The following is a 17672-nucleotide window of genomic DNA, read 5'->3' as shown; positions in this document are numbered from 1 at the left end:
TGAGCACCGCCGCCGCCGCCGCCGCCTACTCCCATCGCGTTGTCGCCATTCAGACCCGTTCCGGAACCGCCGCCCCACGCCTGGCCGCGTCCACCGGTTCCCTGGGTCTCACCGGCTCCGCCGCCGCCACCTCCACTGCTGCCGGTTGTGCCGGGGCTGGAGCCATTACCGCCATTCCCACCGGCGCCCGTCGTCTGGCTCGCGCCACCCGCGCCGCCTGGATTGGCCCCGTCCCCCGACGCGCCGCCGGCGCCACCGTCGGCCAGAGCCGGAACACCCGCAAGCGTCACGAGGGCGACGCCGCCGAGGAGCCCCGCGCGCAGAATCGAGAGAATATGTCTCGCGTGACCGTTTCTTCGACGCGTCCCGGTGCTCTCGTTCCCATGTCCAAGCTTGCTGGCCGAAGTGATCTTCGCGTCCGTTTTCCCAATCAATTCAACACCCTCAAAAGCACAAATACATCCAAACAGAACTTAAGCGACATGTGCCCATCAAAAACCGATTCGGCAGCCGACACTGACTTAATGTGATCCGTGAGCACGAATCAATACTTCTCCGCAATACCCCGTTTAGGGGATATAGCGGCTTCCAATGTCTGGTTTGGAGTACCTAAAGGGAAAAGCGCGCCGCCGTTACGCGTGCTGCAAGGGATGCGGAGCTGCTTGTTGAAAGCTACTGACTGAGCAGCCGGCAGCGGACCATTTTTTCGCCCGGCTGGTCGTCCGGGGTGCCGAGATAGAGGGTCTGGCTGTCGAGCATCTGGATCACCAGGGTGCGGTTGACGCTCTGCTTGCCGCTCTTGCAGGAGGCTTCCAGGTGCTGCGCGGTTTCGCCCGGCGTGCCGGGCTCGAAGCTGCAGCTGCCGGTCGAGCGGCGCATGGCCCCCGGCGTGATCACCGCATAGCCCTTGAATGCGGTCTGGTCCATCATCGCGCATCTGTCGCCATCGCTGGCCCAGACGCCGACATAGGCGAGACGACTCGCGTTGCGGTCGTGCTCGAGCGCCTCGATGGTGTCCTTGCGCAGCAGCGTTCGCGGCGGCAGCACCGCATCGAGGTCGATGACCGGCTTGCGTGGCGGCGGAGGGGCTGACGGTTCGGAGACACAGCCTGCCAGCAGCAGAAGCGGCAGCAGGAGGATGGCGGTGGGGGTCCGACTCATGACGTCCTCATTCAATCCGACGTCGCTTGTGGCCGAGCGCTGCCTGAATTTCAAGCAGCCGACGCTGCGTCGGTTTGAACCGGCCCTGCCCCGGGGCTCAGCCGGAGCCGGATGCGCCTGCGGCTTCGTCCGCATCGAAACGCCGGCGCGCGGCATCGACCGCGGCGAAATTGTCCGACGCCCAGACCACCAGATCGGTGAGCGGGCCGAGCATCGAAGCGCCGAGCGCGGTCAGGCCGTATTCGACGCGGGGCGGCTTGCTGGGCAGCACCTTGCGATAGACATAGCCGTCGCGCTCGAGATCGCGCAGGGTCTGGGTCAGCATGCGTTGGGAGATGTCGGGCACCAGCCGCCTGAGTTCGCCGAACCGGTAGGGCCGTTCGCCGAGCGCCTGCAACAGCAGCGTGCTCCATTTGCCGAAGATCCCCTGCATCACCTGGCGCACCGGACAGGCGTCCAGAGGCTGGTCGCCCTGCATCGTCTTCAGGCGGTCGGCAAAGGATATGCGTGCGTCCATGGTGGTTCCTTTCAGGTGCCTATCGGCAACGAAACTGCCTTCTTACGGCAGATGCCAGAATACACTATGTCATGCAACTCTCAATCCGAGAGTAACATCCAATTCGGATGCGGCCACAGGCTCGCCTCCACCGAAAGGACACAGACATGACCGGCAAAATCCTCGTCACCGGCGCTTCGGGCCATCTCGGCGCCAAAATCCTGCACCATCTCCTGGCCGACAACGGCGTCGCCGCCTCCGACCTCGTGGCCGGCAGCCGCGATCCCGCAAAGCTCGAAGAGCTTGCCCGAAAGGGTGTCGAGACGCGGCGGATCGATTTCGACGATGCCGCCTCGCTCGAAACCGGCTTTGCCGGCATCGACCGGCTGCTCATCATTTCCACCGATGCGCTCGACGCCGAAGGCACCCGCGCGCGCCAGCACCTGGTGGCGGTGGCGGCGGCCAAGGCCGCGGGCGTCGGCCGGCTCTTCTACACCTCGATGCCCAATCCCGCCGAGAGCAAGGTCAGCTTCGCCCCCGACCACCTGAAGACCGAAGAGGCGATCAAGGCCTCCGGCCTCGCCTACACCATCTTCCGCAACGGCTGGTACATGGAAAACCTGTTGATGGCGCTGCCGCAGGCGTTCGCCTCGGGCCACTGGTACAGCTCCGCAGGCACCGGCAGGAACGCCCATATCGCCCGCGACGACATCGCCCGGGCGATCGCGGCCGGCCTTGCCGCGCCGGTCGCTGACAACGTGACCTACACGCTCACCGGACCCGCCGCCTTCACCACCGACGAGATCGCCGCGCTCGCCTCGGAAGCGGCCGGCAAGCCGCTCGAGGTGGTTCATCTCACCGACGCGCAACTGGCCGAGGGCATGGCGGCCGCCGGCGTTCCCGCGGCCTATATCCCGACCTTCGTCTCCTTCGACGCCAATGCCCGCGCGGGCCATTTCGCGATCGTGACCGACGACGCCGTCACGCTGTCCGGGGTCGAGTCGACGCAGTTGATGGAGTTCCTCGATGCCAACCGGAAAGCGCTGATCGGCTAGGCCACTTCCGTCCCTGCCGGGGTCCCGCCCCCCGCGCGCAGTTCCGGCCGCCTTTGCCTGCACGCACAGGCAAGGGGCGGCCGGAGTGCAGGACGGATCAGCGGCAGGCGGCGATGAAGCGGCGCACGGTTTCGGCCATGCCGTATTCGAGCGCATCGGCGGTGAGCCCGTGGCCGATCGAGACTTCGAGCAGGTTCGGGAGCGCGCGGGCGAGCGCCGGCAGATTGGCGACCGTCAGGTCATGGCCGGCATTGACGCCGAGACCGAGCTCGGCGGCGATCCGCCCCGCGGCCTCGAGCTTTGCCAGTTCGGCCGCGGCGCGGGCGGGATCGTCATGGGTGCCGCCATAGGGGCCGGTGTAGAACTCGATCCGGTCGGCGCCGGTGGCTTTCGCCGCCTCCAGGCTGGCGCGGCTCGCGTCGGGATCGCAGAACAGCGACACCCGGGCGCCGCCCTTCTTGAGCCGCCTGACCACGTCGCGCAGGAACGCGCCATTGCCTTCGAAATCCCAGCCATGGTCGGAAGTGGCCTGCGCCGGATCGTCGGGAACCAGCGTCACCTGCTCGGGCTGATTGGCCTCGACCAGGTCCAGGAAGTCTTCGGTCGGATAGCCTTCGATGTTGAATTCGGCCTGCGGGAATTCGTCGTCGATCAGCGCCCGGATCTCGGGCAGGTCGGAAAAGCGGATATGGCGCTGGTCGGGCCTCGGATGCACCGTCAGCCCGTGCGCACCGTTCGACAGCGCGATCCGGCCGATCCCGGTCACGCTCGGCCAGGGCAGGTCGCGGCGATTGCGCAGCATGGCGATGGCGTTGAGATTGACGGAGAGTTCGGCGGGCATGGCGACCTCATGAAAGGTGACGGGAAACGGGCGGAGTGCCTGTCCGCCGTTTCCTAGCGCATCCGCCGGCGATGGGAAATGAATTTCGCTCACGCGCGCATTCAGCACGCGAATGGATACCGCGGATCAGCCGCGGTGTCGCGCCCGATCCGGTCGTCGTTCCCTGCCGGCAAGCGTCATTTGCGGCGGCGCAGGCGGGTCGAATACTCCTTGAGCTGGCTGTCGTAGGTTTCGATCATGCGCCGCTGCCGCTTCTTGCCGATCCGGTGCGCGCCCCAGAAGAACAGCACCGCGACAACCGCGATCAGCACGAAGATGGGCACGCCGAGGTCGCTCGGGTCGGAGCTGCCGAAGGCCTGCTTGAGCAACCGGTCGACGTCGAGCGCATAGGCCGGCCGGGCCGCCATCAGGACCGCCAAGGTCACGCCGGTTGCGGGCAAGCTGCGCATGTGGGTCGTCCTCGTCGACATCATCCTGGCGCGAGCCTAGCGCGACTTCGTTAAGAAAGGCCTCTGCCCTTGGCCCCCCAGGCCGCACCGGCTTGCCCGGCTCCGGGCCGCGGCCTAGAATCGCGCAGCACAACAAGGAAGGCAAAGGCGGACATGACGGAGCAGACGTCCACCAGGGGCGAGCGGGTTGCGGCGATCCTGTCGTTTCTCGACGAGGCCAACCGGCTGAAAGACACGCTGCGCAGCGGCCGCACGCCGCTCGGCCGGCGCGAAAGCACCGCCGAGCACAGCTGGCGGCTCTGCCTGCTCGCGATCCTTCTCGGCGGTGAGATCGAGGGGGTGGACCTGCTCAAACTCGTCAGGCTGTGCATCGTCCACGATCTCGGCGAAGCGATTTCGGGCGATGTGCCGGCGGTCGAACAGCGCCCGAACGATGACCGCGCCGCGCGCGAGCGCGCCGACCTCGTCACGCTCTGCGCGCCGCTGCCCGACGATCTCGCAGCGATGATCCTGGTCCTGTGGGACGACTATGCCGAGGCCCGCTCGCCGGAAGCGGTGATCGCCAAGGGGCTCGACAAGATCGAGACCATGCTCACCCATTCGACCGGGCGGAACGAACCCGGCTTCGACTACGCCTTCAATCTCGGCTACGCGCGCAAGGCCACCGATGCGCATCCGCTGCTTGCCGAGATCCGGCAGCTGATCGACGACCGCCACCGCGCGATCCTGGACCGCGCGGCGAAGGCGTGACCGGCGCTGGGCGCGCGCGCCCCGAAAAGCCGCCTCAGGCGACCCGGGCGACCGGCTTCGGCGCGGCGGCGCGTCCGGACTGACCCGAGATCCGGAACCGGCCGGCGAGTTCCGCAAGCGCCTGGTTGATGCCGAGCAGGTTCTGCGTGGCGGCGTTGGTCTGCTCCACCATCGCCGCATTCTGCTGGGTGATGTGGTCCATCGAGGTGACGGCGGAGTTGATCTCGGCGATCCCCGAGGCCTGTTCGTGGGCCGACTGCGAGATCGACACGAAGTGGTCGGAGATGGTGCGCACCTGGGTGCCGATGCTGGTGAGCGCCTCGCCGGTCTTGTTGACCAGCGTCACCCCCTTGAGAACGTCGTTGAACGAGGATTCGATCAGCTCCTTGATCTCCTTGGCGGCGGAGGCCGAGCGCTGCGCGAGCTCGCGCACCTCCTGGGCCACGACGGCAAAGCCCCTGCCCGCCTCGCCCGCCCGGGCGGCCTCGACGCCGGCATTGAGCGCGAGCAGGTTGGTCTGGAACGAGATCTCGTCGATCACCGAGATGATCTGGGTGATCTTCTTGGACGAGTCCTCGATCTTGCCCATCGCGGCGATGGCCTCGGTCACGGTCTCGCCCGACTGGGTGGCGTGTTCGGAGGTCTGCTCTACCACCCTGCGGGCTTCGCCGGTGCGCTTGGCGGACTGCTGCGAAATGGTGGAGATCTCCTCGATCGCGGCCGCCGTTTCCTCAAGTGCCGCCGCCTGCTGTTCGGTGCGGCGCGCCATGTCGTTGGTGGCGCTGGAGAGATCGCGGGTGTCCGCACTCGATTGCGCGATCGAGTTCATGATCTCCACGAAGGCTTCGTTGAGCTTGGCCACCGCGCCGTTGTAGTTGGTCTTGAGCATTTCGAAATCGGGCGCGAGCGGCTCGGAGATGGTGGAGCCGAGATCGCCGCCGGCAAGACCCGCGAGCGCGCGTTCGAGCGCGGCCAGCGCCTTGTCCTGGTCGGCCTTGAGGCGGGCCTGCTCGGCCTCGGCCTTGGCGCGTTCCGCTGCCAGCGCATCGAGATAGACGGAAATGGCGTAGTCCATGTCGATCAGCGCGGCCTTGACCACGGCGCCCACGGCCCGGCTGGCCTTCTCGGCCTTCTTGCCTGCGCCGAAGCCGGTGACTTCGGTCTTGATGATGTCGGTGACGAGTTCTTCGAGGATCAGCGAATAGCCGCCGATATACCATTTCGGCTCGAGACCGAGCCGCGCGTGAACCTTGCCGATGCGGGTAACGCCGTCGACATAGCTCTCGTCGAACTTGCCCGTGGCGATCAGACCCCAATGGTCCACCTGCTTCTGCTTGGCGTGCTCGATATGGGAGGCATCACGGAAGTGGCGGGCCGTTTCCGGATTGGAGGTGGCTTCGCGATAGAACCGGTCAAGCGCCGGGCCGACGGACCGTTCGATCTGCGGCCGCACCGTGCGCAGCACGGCGCACTGGTCTTCATCCATGCCGACGAATTTGAGCTTCTCCCTGATTTCGCGTTCGTCCGCTGTCTTCTTGTCCATTGTACTCTTTCGTCCTTTTCACCGGGAGGGGCGCTCTTGATCTGTTCTGGTACCGGTACGCATGCATGCATGAATGACAGGTCACAGAAAATCGCCCAAATTTAGCTAATTTAGAATGAACTTCACTTTGCCAATTCTAATAACACCAAGGAGGGCGGCCACTTCTTGCCCGCCACCAATAAAAAAAGTCACCGCAACTTCTGCCCGCAAGTATAACGCCGGGATGGCGGCCGCCACTGCATCCGTCCGGGAGCGCGGATCCGGCGTCGGATCACCGTCCCGGCGGTCGGGCAGCGGCCCGCGGCAAAGGAAATACGGCTGCACCAGCCCGGATGCATCCCCGGCACGAAGCTCCCTGTGGCGCGGCCCGGCATCACGGCTTGACGGCCATCCAGATCATGTGGCGGGCGCCACGCTTCTTCGTGCTGGCGCGGGTCGGCACTTCGCTCGCGGCAAAGCCCGCGCGTCCGAGCCGCCGGGTGAAGGCGGGGTCGGGCGCCGACGACCAGACCGAAAACACCCCGCCCGGCTTGAGCGCCCTGAAGGCGGCGGCAAGGCCTTGCGGCGAATAGAGCGCATCGTTGCCGCTGCGGCTGAGCCCGTCCGGGCCGTTGTCGACATCGAGCAGGATCGCGTCCCACGCGCCCGTGGCAGCCCGGATCGGTGCGCCGACATCGGCTGCAAGCAGCTCGACCCGCGGATCGTCGAGACAGCCGCCGAACAGCTCCGCCATCGGCCCGCGTGCCCAGCCGATGACCTCCGGCACCAGTTCCGCGACCGTCACATGCGCATCGGCGGGAAGCTCGGCGAGCGCCGCGCGCAGGGTGAACCCCATGCCAAGCCCGCCGATCAGCATCCTCACCGGCCCCCGACCGGCCAGCCGGGCGCAGGCGAGCGAGGCCAGCGCCTGCTCCGAGCCACTCAGCCGGCTGTTCATCAGCTCGTTGGTGCCGAGCATGATCGAAAACTCCGTGCCGCGCTGCATCAGCCGCAGCTCGGGGCCATCGTCTTGCTGTACGGCGTCAAGCCGGACCCAGGGGATCATGGCATGCCTTTCAGAAGCCTTGGGGTGAATCACCACCGCCTGATGGCCAAAATCGGTCCGGCTGGCAAGAGCCCGGGTTCGGCCACGCGGACGGCCTCGCCGCGGCGGGCCTGCAAGCCAAGGGACACAATGAGAAAGAAGGGGTCATATTTCACAGGGTGACCTGCCGATATCCTTAAGGGTTGCCATGGGATGACCTGCATCCACGGGCGGGAATCCGGCGAGCCCCCGCCGTCCAAGAAATGCGAGACAATGGCGGCAGAGCACAAGCGGATCAGTGCGGCAACGGAGCCCGACCGGCAGTCCCGGCGGCTGATCTTCTCCTATAAGGCCGCCTGCCTGCTGATCATCGTCACCGGCCTGCCCTGGGTTCCGGTGTTTCTCTGGCGGCACGAATGGCCGATCGCGGCCGCCAACATCCTCATGGTGTCGATGGCGGCGGTCAGCTGGATGCTGATCCATGCCGGCCGGCTCAATTTCGCGCTGATCCTGAGCGAAGTGTTCATGCTGGCCTTCACCGTCGTCTACGTTCTGACATTCGACGTGCCCAGCGGCGGCGTGCCGCGCATCACCCATCTCTATCTGCTGGTGCTGGCGCTGCTCGGCTATTTCAACTACCTGCGGCGCAAATCGCTGCTGCAACTGGCGGTCACCGGCACCTGCATCGTGGCTTTCGTGTTCCTGGCGAGCACCAGCTACGCGTTCCCCTTTGCCTATCCGATCGCCGACGAGGTCCGTGTCGTCGGCATCTGGATCAACAGTGTCCTTGTCACCGGGATGATGTGCGGCGGCGTCTATCTGATCCAGCGCGAGGTGAAGCGGCCGAGCGCGCTGGCGATCGGGCTGAACCGGGCGCTGCGCCAGCAGCAGCTCGAACTGCATTTCCAGCCGCAGATCAACCGGACCGGCGAGATCATCGGCGCGGAGGCACTGTTGCGCTGGCAGCACCCCAAGCGCGGGCAGATTCCGCCCGGCGCCTTCATCGATGCCGCCGAAGAGGCAGGCATGATGCCGCGTCTGGGCGGCTGGGTGATCGCGGAGGCCTGCCGCACGCTGGCGCGCTGGAGCGAAGACCCGGTGCTCAGCCGGCTCACCCTCTCCGTCAATGTCAGCGCCAGCCAGTTCCGCGACGACGGCTTCGAGGATTTCGTTCTCGAAGCCCTGGACATGCATGGCGTCGATCCCCGCCGGATCAAGCTCGAACTCACCGAAAGCGTGCTGGTGGAAGGCCTGGCGCAGACCGCCGCCCGGATCGAAAAGCTGCGCGCGGCCGGCATCGGCTTCTCGCTTGATGATTTCGGCACCGGCTACTCCTCACTGAGCTATCTGAGGCAATTGCCGCTCGACGAGATCAAGGTCGACCGCAGCTTCGTCCGTGAAGCGCTGGAGAGCGACCGCGGCGCGGCGCTGGTCAAGAGCATCGTCAAGCTCGGCCTCGATCTCGGCTTCACGATCGTCGCCGAGGGCATCGAGACCCCGGACCAGCATGCCTATCTCGAAGCCTGCGGCTGTCACGAATTCCAGGGCTACCTGTTCGGCCGCCCGATGCAGGCCCAGGCCTTCGTCGCGCATGCGCAGAATGCGGCCCTTGCCGCCGCAGCAGAGGCAGACTCTGCCGAAATGCCCCGCGCGCGCCCTGCCCGCCGGCGCGTACTGGTCGGATAAACCGCCCTACCTGACGATCACCAGCCGCTCGGCGGCGCGGGTGATGGCGGTGTAGAGCCAGCGCTCGCGGGTGTCGCGAAAGGCGAAGCTCTCGTCGAACAGCACCACCGAATTCCACTGCGAGCCCTGCGCCTTGTGCACGGTGAGCGCATAGCCGTAGTCGAAATCGTCGTAGCGCTTCTTGGTCTGCCAGGGGACCTCGAGATCGGGATCCTCAAAGGCGCTCTTGAGGAGCTTGATCTTGGCCGCGCCGCGATCCATGTCGTCGTCCTCGGGCCGGATCATCAGGTTGATGCCCGGCTTCACGGTCTCCTTGGACGAAGTCATCACCTGCCATAGCGAGCCGTTCAGCAGCCCCTTGGCCGGGTCGTTCCTCAGACACACCAGCTTGTCGCCGGCCTGCGGATAGGCCTGGGTAAACCCTTTGAGCTCGCGCAGGCGCTGATTGTAGCGTCGCCGCGTGCGGTTGGTGCCGACCAGCACCTGGTCGGCTTCGAGCACCATGTCCTGGTTGACCTGCGCCTTGCCGATCACCTGCGCCGTGCCGTAGTCCCCATGCATGATCTCGCGGCCCTCGCGCACCTGCATGGCAAGATCGATGATCGGGTTGTCGCGCGCCTGCCGGTGGATTTCGGTCAGCAGGATGTCGGGCTCGTGCTCGGTGAAGAAGCCGCCGCCCGAGATCGGCGGCAACTGCCCGGGATCGCCCAGCACCAGGATCGGCGTGCCGAAGCTCATCAGGTCGCGGCCGAGCGCCTCGTCGACCATCGAGCATTCGTCGATGACGATCAGCGCGGCCTGGGCGAGCGGGCTCTGCCGGTTGATCGAGAACATCGGCGAAACGGTGGTCTTGCCGGTCTCCTCGTCGGAGACCTCTTCCTCGCCGCGCGGGCGGTAGATCAGCGAATGGATGGTGCGGGCATTGCTCGCGCCGCGGGCACGCAGCACCTGCGCCGCCTTGCCGGTGAAGGCCGCGAACAGCACTTCGCCATCGACATGTTCGGCAAAATGGCGCGCGAGCGTGGTCTTGCCGGTGCCGGCATAGCCGAACAGCCGGAACACCGGCGAGCGACCGTCTTTCAGCCAGCGCGAAACGGCCTTGAGGGCCTCGTCCTGTTGCGGGGAAAACTTCATGCTTTCTCCTTGGCAGATTCGGCCCGGCCTGTCGCGCCCTGCGACAGACAGCCCCTTGCACCGGCCCTTGCACCCGGCGCCGCGACCCCATAGGTCTGATCGAAGACCGTGAATGAGGCGGCCTGACGCCGGAACGGGGCGCGCCCGCGCGGGCCGCTTCTCCGGCCGCACGCTCAAGGATTTGGCCCATGACAGACAGCCCCCGCTCTCCCCGCCCTGCCCCGATCGTGATCCAGGCCCGGCCGGCTCCGCCGCGCAAGCCCGCCGTCGACATCTCCGACGACGAGATCGCGCGGCTGGTCGAGCAGTTCTATTCCGACATCCGGCTGCACCCGCGGCTCGGGCCGCTGTTCGAGGCGCGGCTCGCGGGCAAGTGGGACATGCATCTGGACAAGATGAAGCGGTTCTGGCGCTCCGTGCTGCGCCACACCGGCGAGTATTCCGGCCAACCGGTCGCAAGCCACAACGCGCTGCCCGACATGGAGGAGGGCGATCTCAAGCTGTGGCTCGACCAGTTCGTGATAACCACAGGCCGGCTGTTTCCGCCCGAAACCGCTGACCCGATCACCACGATCGCCCGGCGCATCGCCCGCAGCCTCTGGCTCGCCCGCTTCGGCACGCCGATGAGCGCGCCGCCGGACTGGTCGGTGTAAACCGGCTTCGGCAAGCGCATCCCTTTCGGACTACGACCGTTCCCCGGGATCGTTTTCGAGGCGGATCGGCTGGCCGTGCGGGGTGGCGTGGGCGGCGCGGTGCCAGGCATTCGTGACCTGATCGATGATATCCGGCTCGGCGACGCCCTTTTTCGCAAGCAGCGCCTCGAGCGCGTCGAGCCAGTGCCGGTAATAATCGGCGCCGCCGGGATCCGCCCCCGGGCGGGCAAGCTTTGCCGACAGCTCCGCCGCCCATTCGCTCCAGGTGAACAGGCCGCGCTCATTGAGCGCGACAGCGAGCGCGAAGGCCTGCGCCTGCCAGGGTTCGGCAAACACCGGCGCGTCGGGGCCGGCATCGGGCGGCAGCCGGAAGGGCGATGCGGGATCCGTCTCAGGCGGGCTCAAGATAGCTCTCCCAGGCGTCGATCGAGACGGTGAGCGCGGGGTCCGCCCCCTTGCCCCACAATTCACGGCCCTCGAAGGCAACGGTGTAGACATGCTCGGGGTTTTCGCCCTTGCCGTGGGCATTGGTGTCGGGGAAGACGAAGCCCTCGCGCACCGCCTCGATCACGCCGCGCTTGCCGCGGGCGTAGCGCGGCAGCCGGGTATGGGTTTCGGGATGGGCGTTGATGGTGCGCACGGTGTCGCCCTCGCGAAACCGCGGCGCGGCCGCGACCGGGCGGTTGCAGGGGCCACCGCGTGCGAGCACCCGCGGCACGTCGGCTGCGTGCAGCACCTGTTTCGGCCTGACGCCAGGCCAGAGCGGACGACCGGCCTCGATCTCGTCGGCGGAGACGAAGCCGTGCCGCTCGAGCAGGGTTTCGAGCGCCCGGATCCAGATCTCGTAATAGCTCGCGCTGTAATAGATCGCCGGATGCAGGCTTTCGCGCGCGTGGCGGCTTTCGTCGATGGTCCAGGCACCGAGCGCGCCCGCGCAGAGCGTGACGCCGAGCGCACGGCGTTCCCAATCGGCATGGAACACCGGTTCGCGGGTTTCGGGCGCGACCGGACCGAAGCCCATCTGCCCGCCGAGATCGTGCGGGCCGTTCAACCTCTGCCCTCCCCGTCATCGCCTGCGGGCCAGAGCGCATCGGGCGACAGCGCGCCGGGCCGGAGCGGCAGGCCGGTGCCGATCATCGAGTCGCGGGTGACGAGCCGGGCGAGTTCGTCTTCGCTCAGATGACCGGTTTCCTCGGGCCGCATCGGCACCACCAGATAGCGCAGCTCGGCGGTGGAATCCCACACACGGATGCGGGTCGTCTCCGGCAGGATGGTGCCGAATTCGGCGAGCACGCCGCGCGGGTCGATCACCGCCCGGCTGCGATAGGCCGGCGCCTTGTACCAGACCGGCGGCACGCCGAGCACCGTCCACGGGTAGCAGGAGCACAGCGTGCAGACGACCAGATTGTGGGTGTCGGGGGTGTTGAACACGGCCTGCATGTGCTCGCCCTGCCGCCCGGTATAGCCGAGCGAGGCGATTGCCGCGGTCGCGTCCTCGGCGAGCCACTCGGCGAAGCCCTGATCCGACCAGGCCTTGGCCACCACGCGGGCGCCGTTGCGCGGGCCGACCTTGTGCTCATAGGTCTCGATGATGGCGTCGATGGCGGCCGGGTCGATCAGCCCCTTTTCGGTGAGGATGGTCTCGAGCGCGCGCACCCTTGCGGCAAACGGATCGAGATCGTTGTCGTGGTGATGGTCGTGCGGGTGGTCGTGATCGTGGGTCATGGGCGGAGGTTAGCCTTGTGCCGTCCCTATCGCAACATCGGCCACAAACTGGCCACCAGCAGCACCGCCATGGTGATGTTGAACCATTTGAGCCGGACCGGATCGCTCAACCAGGAGCGCATGGCCGAGCCGAAACCGGCCCAGGTCGACACGCTTGGCATGTTGGTGAGCGTGAAGGCCAGCCCGACCAGAAGCACGGAGGCGGTGTAACGGTCGGGATCGGTGAACAGCGTCATGGCGGTCACCGCCATCACCCAGGCCTTCGGGTTGACCCACTGGAACGAGGCCGCCTGCATAAGGCTCATCGGTCGCGCGCCGGTCTGGCCGTCGGGCAGCACCCGCGAGGCGCCGATCTTCCAGGCGATATAGACGAGATAGGCCGCGCCCGCCACCTTGAGCGCGGTGTAGAGCGCCGGCACCGCGCTCAACAGCGCCCCCAGGCCAAAGCCGACCCCGAGCAGCAGCGAGAAGAAGCCGAAGCCGATGCCGAGCATGTGCGGCAGCGTGCGGCGAAAGCCGAAATTCACGCCCGAGGCGAACAGCATCATGTTGTTCGGTCCCGGCGTCACCGAGGTGACGAAGGCGAAAACGAGAAGAGAGAGAAACGTTTCCAGGGTCATGGGGCCTTCCCGGGGACAAACAAAACCGACATCCGCTTGTTAAACAAGGTTTCGGGCGAGACAATCAAAATCTCGTCATCCCTCCATTCCAGAAGGTGATCGCACCACAGACAGGAGAAGCCCATGCCCCAGATGCCGACCGTCCGCCTTGCGCCGAGCGCGCCGAACGGCACGCCCCTCACCGTCCCCGCGCTCGGGCTCGGCACCTGGCACATGGGCGAAGACCCTGCCCGGGCCGGCGACGAGATCCGCGCCCTTCACACCGGGATCGACTGCCGCATGACGTTGATCGACACGGCGGAAATGTATGCCGATGGCGGCGCCGAGACGATAACCGGCCAGGCGATCCGCGGGCGCCGCGACGAGGTGTTTCTCGTCTCCAAGGTGCTGCCCTCGCATGCGAGCCGCAGCGGCACGATCGCCGCCTGCGAGGCAAGCCTGAAGCGGCTCGGCACCGACCGGATCGATCTCTATCTGTTGCACTGGCCCGGCCGCCATCCGCTCGCAGACACGGTCGCCGCCTTCGAGGCGCTGCGCGCCTCCGGCAAGATCCTGCGCTGGGGCGTGTCGAATTTCGACACCGAGGGCATGGAGCGACTGTCGGCCGTGCCGGACGGCCGAAACTGCGCCGCCAACCAGGTGCTCTACAACCTGGCGACTCGCGGCGTCGAGTTCGACCTCCTGCCCTGGATGACCGGGCGCGCGATGCCGGCGATGGCCTATTGCCCGCTCGACGAGGGGCGGCTGCTGTCGCACCAGGGCCTCGGGCGGATGGCGGAGGCGCGCGGCGTTTCAGCGGCACAGCTCGCGCTCGCCTTCCTGCTGTCGCGCGAAAACGTGATCGCCATTCCGAAATCCGCAAACCCGGAGCGGGTGCGGGAAAACCGCGCCGCCGCCGACATCGTGCTGTCGGATGCAGACCGCGACGACCTCGACCGGATGTTTCCGCCACCGCGCTCGAAGCAGCCGCTCGACATCATCTGACCCGCCCTGTCCCCGGAACGAAAAACGCCGGCGACAGGGCGTCGCCGGCGGCTTTCACGTGCGTGGGCACGGGATGACGGTTGGAGACTACATCCCCTGCGCGCCGCGGTTCATGGCGGCTATGCCGGTGCGGCAGATCTCGACGAGGCCGAGCGGGCGCATGATCGAGATGAACTGCTCGATCTTGGAGACACGGCCGGTGATCTCGAAGATGAAATGCTCGGTGTTGGCGTCGATCACCTGGGCGCGGAAGGCGTCGGCCAGTCTCAGGGCCTCGACCCGGTTCTCGCCCGAGCCCGTAACCTTGACCAGCGCCAGTTCGCGTTCGAGCGGCTTGTCGTGGCCGAGTTCGTTGGAGCGCACGGTCAAATCGACCACGCGGTGCACCGGCACGATGCGTTCGAGCTGCGACTTGATCTGTTCGAGCACGTTGGGCGTGGCGGTGGTGACGATGGTGATGCGCGACAGATGCGCCTCATGCTCGGTTTCCGACACCGTGAGACTGTCGATATTGTAGCCGCGGCCGGAAAACAGGCCGATGACCCGGGCAAGGACGCCCGGTTCGTTGTCGACGAGGACCGAGAGTGTGTGGGTCTCGGGACGGGCCGTCTCTGCGGCCATGAAATAGGCCGAACCCGTGGGTTGATGCTGAGCGTTCATGTGATCGGTTCCTGTTGAGATACGGCTCAGACGAGCGCCCTGCCTTCGGCGTCGATGGCATTGGCGACGGCCTCGTCGGTGGCTTCGTCAGGCAGCAGCATTTCGTTGTGCGCCTTCCCGGACGGGATCATCGGGAAGCAGTTGGCGAGCGAGGCCACGCGGCAATCGAAGATCACCGGCCGCGGCGTGTCGATCATTTCCATGATCGCCGCATCGAGATCGCCGGGCTTGTCGCAGCTCATGCCGACGCCGCCATAGGCTTCGGCCAGCTTGACGAAATCGGGCATCGATTCCGTGTAGGAATGCGACAGCCGGTTGCCGTGCAGAAGCTGCTGCCACTGCCTTACCATGCCCATGTACTGGTTGTTCAGGATGAAGATCTTGACCGGCAGGTTATACTGCACGGCGCAGGACATTTCCTGGATGCACATCTGGATCGAGGCGTCGCCGGCGATGTCGATGACGAGGCTGTCGCGATGCGCCACCTGCACGCCGATGGCCGCGGGGAAGCCGTAGCCCATGGTGCCGAGGCCGCCCGAGGTCATCCAGCGGTTGGGTTCCTCGAAACCGAAGAACTGCGCCGCCCACATCTGGTGCTGGCCGACTTCCGTGGTGATATAGGTGTCGCGGTCCCTGGTCAGCGCGCACAGCCGCTCGATCGCGTATTGCGGCATGATCACGTCCCTGTTGGGCGTATAGGCGAGCGACTTGCGGCCGCGCCAGCGGTCGATCTGCGCCCACCAGGGTTCGAGCTTGGTGCGGTCGGTCTTCTTCGACGCGCGCCACAGCCGCACCATGTCCTCGAGCACATGGCCGATATCGCCCAGGATGCCGATGTCGACATGGACGTTCTTGTTGATCGAGGACGGATCGATGTCGATGTGGATCTTCTTCGAGTTCGGCGAGAACGCGTCCAGCCGGCCGGTGATGCGGTCGTCGAAGCGGGCGCCGATGCACAGCATGACGTCGCAGTCATGCATGGCCATGTTGGCCTCGTAGGTGCCGTGCATGCCGAGCATGCCCATCCAGTTCTTGCCGGAAGCCGGATAGGCGCCCAGCCCCATCAGCGTCGAGGTGATGGGGAAGCCGGTGAGTTCGACCAGTTCGCGCAGCAACTGGCTCGCCTCGCGGCCCGAATTGATGACGCCGCCGCCCGAATAGATGATCGGCCGCTTGGCACCCGCCATCAGCTCGATGGCGGCGCGGACCTTTTCGAGATCGCCCGCGACCTTCGGCTGGTAGCTCTTCTGCGCGATCACCGGCGAGGGCGGGGTATAGGTGCCGGTGGCGAACTGCACGTCCTTCGGGACATCGACGACGACCGGGCCGGGGCGGCCGGTGGTGGCGATGCGGAAGGCCTCGTGAATGATGCGGGCGAGCTGGTTGACGTCCTTGACCAGCCAGTTGTGCTTGGTGCACGGCCGGGTGATGCCCACCGTGTCGCATTCCTGAAAGGCGTCGGAGCCGATCAGCGAGGTCGGGACCTGGCCGGTGATGCAGACCAGCGGGATCGAGTCCATCAGCGCGTCCTGCAGTGCGGTGACCACGTTGGTCGCGCCCGGACCGGAGGTGACCAGCACCACGCCGGGCTTGCCGGTGGAGCGGGCATAGCCTTCGGCCATGTGGCCCGCGCCCTGTTCGTGCCGCACCAGGATGTGCTCGATGTCGTCCTGCTGGTGCAATTCGTCATAAATCGGCAGAACCGCGCCGCCGGGATATCCGAACATGTGCTTGACGCCATTGTCCTTCAACGCCTGCAAAACGATTTCCGCGCCTGTCATTTGCATTTCTTTGCCGGCCATATGCCTGACCCCTTGTCCCGTCTTTCGTGTCGGGCTGAATAGCCCGGATTTAGCCATAAAAAAAGGCTCCTTCCGGAGCCTTGTGTCGCGCATGGGTGCTTTCGCCGGGTGGCTACGCCACCCTGCCCATGCGCGGTCCTACCACGAGAATGTTCGCGATCTTGATCATGACAGCTTTGGTACTGCCTCGAGCCGGGCGCGTCAACGGCCTATTTTCACCGATTGCGCATAATCGACGCGCGGCCCTTGGCCCGGCAACGCCCCATTAACTCCAAAATGCGATGGTGGCGGCGATGGAACACAGTCAATCCCCGGATTCCGGCATGTCAAACCCGACCTCCGCGGCGGAAAACGAGCGCGACCGCCGCGGCACATTTGCAGCCGGAAACCGTCTCCTGGGACGGGTGATCGGCTGTTCCGGGTCCAAGGCCACGGTCAGCGCGCCGGTCGAGCGCGACGGCAGCGCGCTGGCCGAACTGTGGTCGGTAGGCCGGCTGATCTCGATCTCGGTCGGCCCCAACCGCGTCGTCGCGCTGGTCTGCTCGATGAAGACCGCCTCCGCCGCCTGGAACGAGAACGGCGACAATGTCATGCATATCGAGCTGGAGTTGGTCGGCGAGATCCGCCCCGGCGTGGACGGCAAGACCGAGTTCGGCGCGGGCATTTCGCGATATCCCTATCTCGGCGCCGTGGCGCATCGCATGCGCTCCTCCGACCTTGCCGTGATCTACGATCCGGGCACGAGCGACACGGCGGTGATCGGCAGCCTGACGCAGGATCCCTCGCTCGGCGCGCTCATTCACGTGCCCTCGCTGCTGTCGCGCCATTTCGCGGTGGTCGGCACCACCGGCGTCGGCAAGACCACGGCCGTGACGCTGCTGCTGCACAAGGCGCTGCAGGCCGACCCCTCGCTCCGGGTGCTGATCCTGGATCCGCACAACGAATTCGCCGCCGCCTTCCCGACCCAGTCGGTGGTCATCGACACCGAGACGCTGGACCTGCCGTTCTGGCTGTTCCGGCTTGAGGAATTGACCGAGGTGCTGTTCCGCGGCCGGCCGCCGATCCCCGAGGAGATCGACGTGCTGCGCG

Annotated in this window: 19 protein-coding genes; 6 read left to right on the top strand and 13 right to left on the bottom strand. The window is 66.3% G+C overall.

Features of this window, described 5'->3' with window-relative positions; genetic code table 11:
- Positions 1–672: 672 nt before the first annotated feature.
- Positions 673–1161: a hypothetical protein gene (locus AWJ14_RS20075; protein ID WP_139112716.1), complete on the bottom strand. Its 489-nt coding sequence runs from the start codon at positions 1159–1161 to the stop codon at positions 673–675.
- Between the two features lie 97 nt (positions 1162–1258).
- A complete protein-coding gene (locus AWJ14_RS20070) occupies positions 1259–1639 on the bottom strand; it encodes a winged helix-turn-helix transcriptional regulator (protein WP_245304400.1) in 381 nt (126 codons plus the stop codon).
- Between the two features lie 185 nt (positions 1640–1824).
- Between AWJ14_RS20070 and AWJ14_RS20065 the strand changes: the two genes are divergently transcribed.
- Positions 1825–2712, top strand: coding sequence for an SDR family oxidoreductase (locus tag AWJ14_RS20065; protein ID WP_066183740.1), 888 nt, complete (start codon positions 1825–1827; stop codon positions 2710–2712).
- 97 nt (positions 2713–2809) lie between these two features.
- Here the strand turns inward: AWJ14_RS20065 and AWJ14_RS20060 are convergent, their stop codons facing one another.
- Both AWJ14_RS20060 and AWJ14_RS20055 read right to left on the bottom strand, forming a co-directional pair.
- A complete protein-coding gene (locus tag AWJ14_RS20060) occupies positions 2810–3553 on the bottom strand; it encodes a pyridoxine 5'-phosphate synthase (protein ID WP_066183739.1) in 744 nt (247 codons plus the stop codon).
- Positions 3554–3729: 176 nt separating this feature from the next.
- A complete protein-coding gene (locus AWJ14_RS20055) occupies positions 3730–4002 on the bottom strand; it encodes a hypothetical protein (protein ID WP_066183737.1) in 273 nt (90 codons plus the stop codon).
- Positions 4003–4155: 153 nt separating this feature from the next.
- On the opposite strand from AWJ14_RS20055, the gene AWJ14_RS20050 reads away from it, so the two are divergent.
- On the top strand, positions 4156–4752 hold the full coding sequence (locus AWJ14_RS20050; RefSeq protein WP_066183734.1) for an HD domain-containing protein: 597 nt from the start codon (positions 4156–4158) through the stop codon (positions 4750–4752).
- Between the two features lie 34 nt (positions 4753–4786).
- Here the strand turns inward: AWJ14_RS20050 and AWJ14_RS20045 are convergent, their stop codons facing one another.
- Together AWJ14_RS20045 and AWJ14_RS20040 are read right to left on the bottom strand one after the other, a co-directional pair.
- Entirely contained in the window at positions 4787–6295 is a 1509-nt protein-coding gene (locus AWJ14_RS20045) for a globin-coupled sensor protein (protein WP_066183731.1), read from the bottom strand.
- Positions 6296–6668: 373 nt separating this feature from the next.
- A complete protein-coding gene (locus AWJ14_RS20040; RefSeq protein WP_066183728.1) occupies positions 6669–7340 on the bottom strand; it encodes a spermidine synthase in 672 nt (223 codons plus the stop codon).
- A 252-nt stretch (positions 7341–7592) separates the two neighbouring features.
- Between AWJ14_RS20040 and AWJ14_RS20035 the strand changes: the two genes are divergently transcribed.
- Complete coding sequence (locus AWJ14_RS20035; protein WP_066183725.1) at positions 7593–9005, top strand: putative bifunctional diguanylate cyclase/phosphodiesterase; 1413 nt, start codon at positions 7593–7595, stop codon at positions 9003–9005.
- Positions 9006–9011: 6 nt separating this feature from the next.
- On the opposite strand, the gene AWJ14_RS20030 is transcribed toward AWJ14_RS20035, so the two are convergent.
- Positions 9012–10139 (bottom strand): ATP-dependent DNA helicase, encoded by a 1128-nt coding sequence (locus tag AWJ14_RS20030; protein ID WP_066183722.1) that lies wholly within the window; start codon positions 10137–10139, stop codon positions 9012–9014.
- Between the two features lie 188 nt (positions 10140–10327).
- Here AWJ14_RS20030 and AWJ14_RS20025 point away from each other — a divergent pair, with 188 nt between their 5' ends.
- Positions 10328–10792: a group III truncated hemoglobin gene (locus tag AWJ14_RS20025; RefSeq protein ID WP_083220391.1), complete on the top strand. Its 465-nt coding sequence runs from the start codon at positions 10328–10330 to the stop codon at positions 10790–10792.
- Between the two features lie 30 nt (positions 10793–10822).
- Here AWJ14_RS20025 and AWJ14_RS20020 read toward each other — a convergent pair whose 3' ends face one another.
- The 4 genes from AWJ14_RS20020 to AWJ14_RS20005 are packed head-to-tail and all read right to left on the bottom strand — an operon-like array spanning position 10823 to position 13137.
- Complete coding sequence (locus AWJ14_RS20020; RefSeq protein WP_066183720.1) at positions 10823–11197, bottom strand: nitrile hydratase accessory protein; 375 nt, start codon at positions 11195–11197, stop codon at positions 10823–10825.
- Positions 11184–11843 carry a nitrile hydratase subunit beta gene (gene nthB, locus AWJ14_RS20015; protein ID WP_066183715.1) on the bottom strand — a complete coding sequence of 220 codons (660 nt, stop codon included), beginning with the start codon at positions 11841–11843 and terminating at the stop codon, positions 11184–11186. Before nthB ends, AWJ14_RS20020 begins: the two co-directional genes overlap by 14 nt.
- Positions 11840–12517 (bottom strand): nitrile hydratase subunit alpha, encoded by a 678-nt coding sequence (gene nthA / locus AWJ14_RS20010; protein WP_066183712.1) that lies wholly within the window; start codon positions 12515–12517, stop codon positions 11840–11842. Before nthA ends, nthB begins: the two co-directional genes overlap by 4 nt.
- 26 nt (positions 12518–12543) lie before the next feature.
- Positions 12544–13137 (bottom strand): LysE family translocator, encoded by a 594-nt coding sequence (locus tag AWJ14_RS20005; protein ID WP_066183709.1) that lies wholly within the window; start codon positions 13135–13137, stop codon positions 12544–12546.
- A 123-nt stretch (positions 13138–13260) separates the two neighbouring features.
- Between AWJ14_RS20005 and AWJ14_RS20000 the strand changes: the two genes are divergently transcribed.
- Entirely contained in the window at positions 13261–14121 is an 861-nt protein-coding gene (locus tag AWJ14_RS20000) for an aldo/keto reductase (protein WP_083220390.1), read from the top strand.
- 87 nt (positions 14122–14208) lie between these two features.
- On the opposite strand, the gene ilvN is transcribed toward AWJ14_RS20000, so the two are convergent.
- Both ilvN and AWJ14_RS19990 read right to left on the bottom strand, forming a co-directional pair.
- Positions 14209–14781, bottom strand: coding sequence for an acetolactate synthase small subunit (gene ilvN, locus AWJ14_RS19995; protein ID WP_066183702.1), 573 nt, complete (start codon positions 14779–14781; stop codon positions 14209–14211).
- A 26-nt stretch (positions 14782–14807) separates the two neighbouring features.
- The gene (locus AWJ14_RS19990; RefSeq protein WP_066183700.1) at positions 14808–16583 is read right to left on the bottom strand and encodes an acetolactate synthase 3 large subunit; all 1776 of its coding nucleotides are present in this window, start codon (positions 16581–16583) and stop codon (positions 14808–14810) included.
- A 323-nt stretch (positions 16584–16906) separates the two neighbouring features.
- Here AWJ14_RS19990 and AWJ14_RS22920 point away from each other — a divergent pair.
- Positions 16907–17672: ATP-binding protein (locus AWJ14_RS22920; RefSeq protein WP_245304387.1), on the top strand; the 766-nt coding region annotated here is incomplete at its 3' end.

The organism is Parahoeflea olei, from assembly GCF_001703635.1.
GTDB classification, from domain to species: Bacteria; Pseudomonadota; Alphaproteobacteria; order Rhizobiales; family Rhizobiaceae; genus Hoeflea; species Hoeflea olei.
This window is presented reverse-complemented; position numbering and strand designations above follow the sequence as displayed.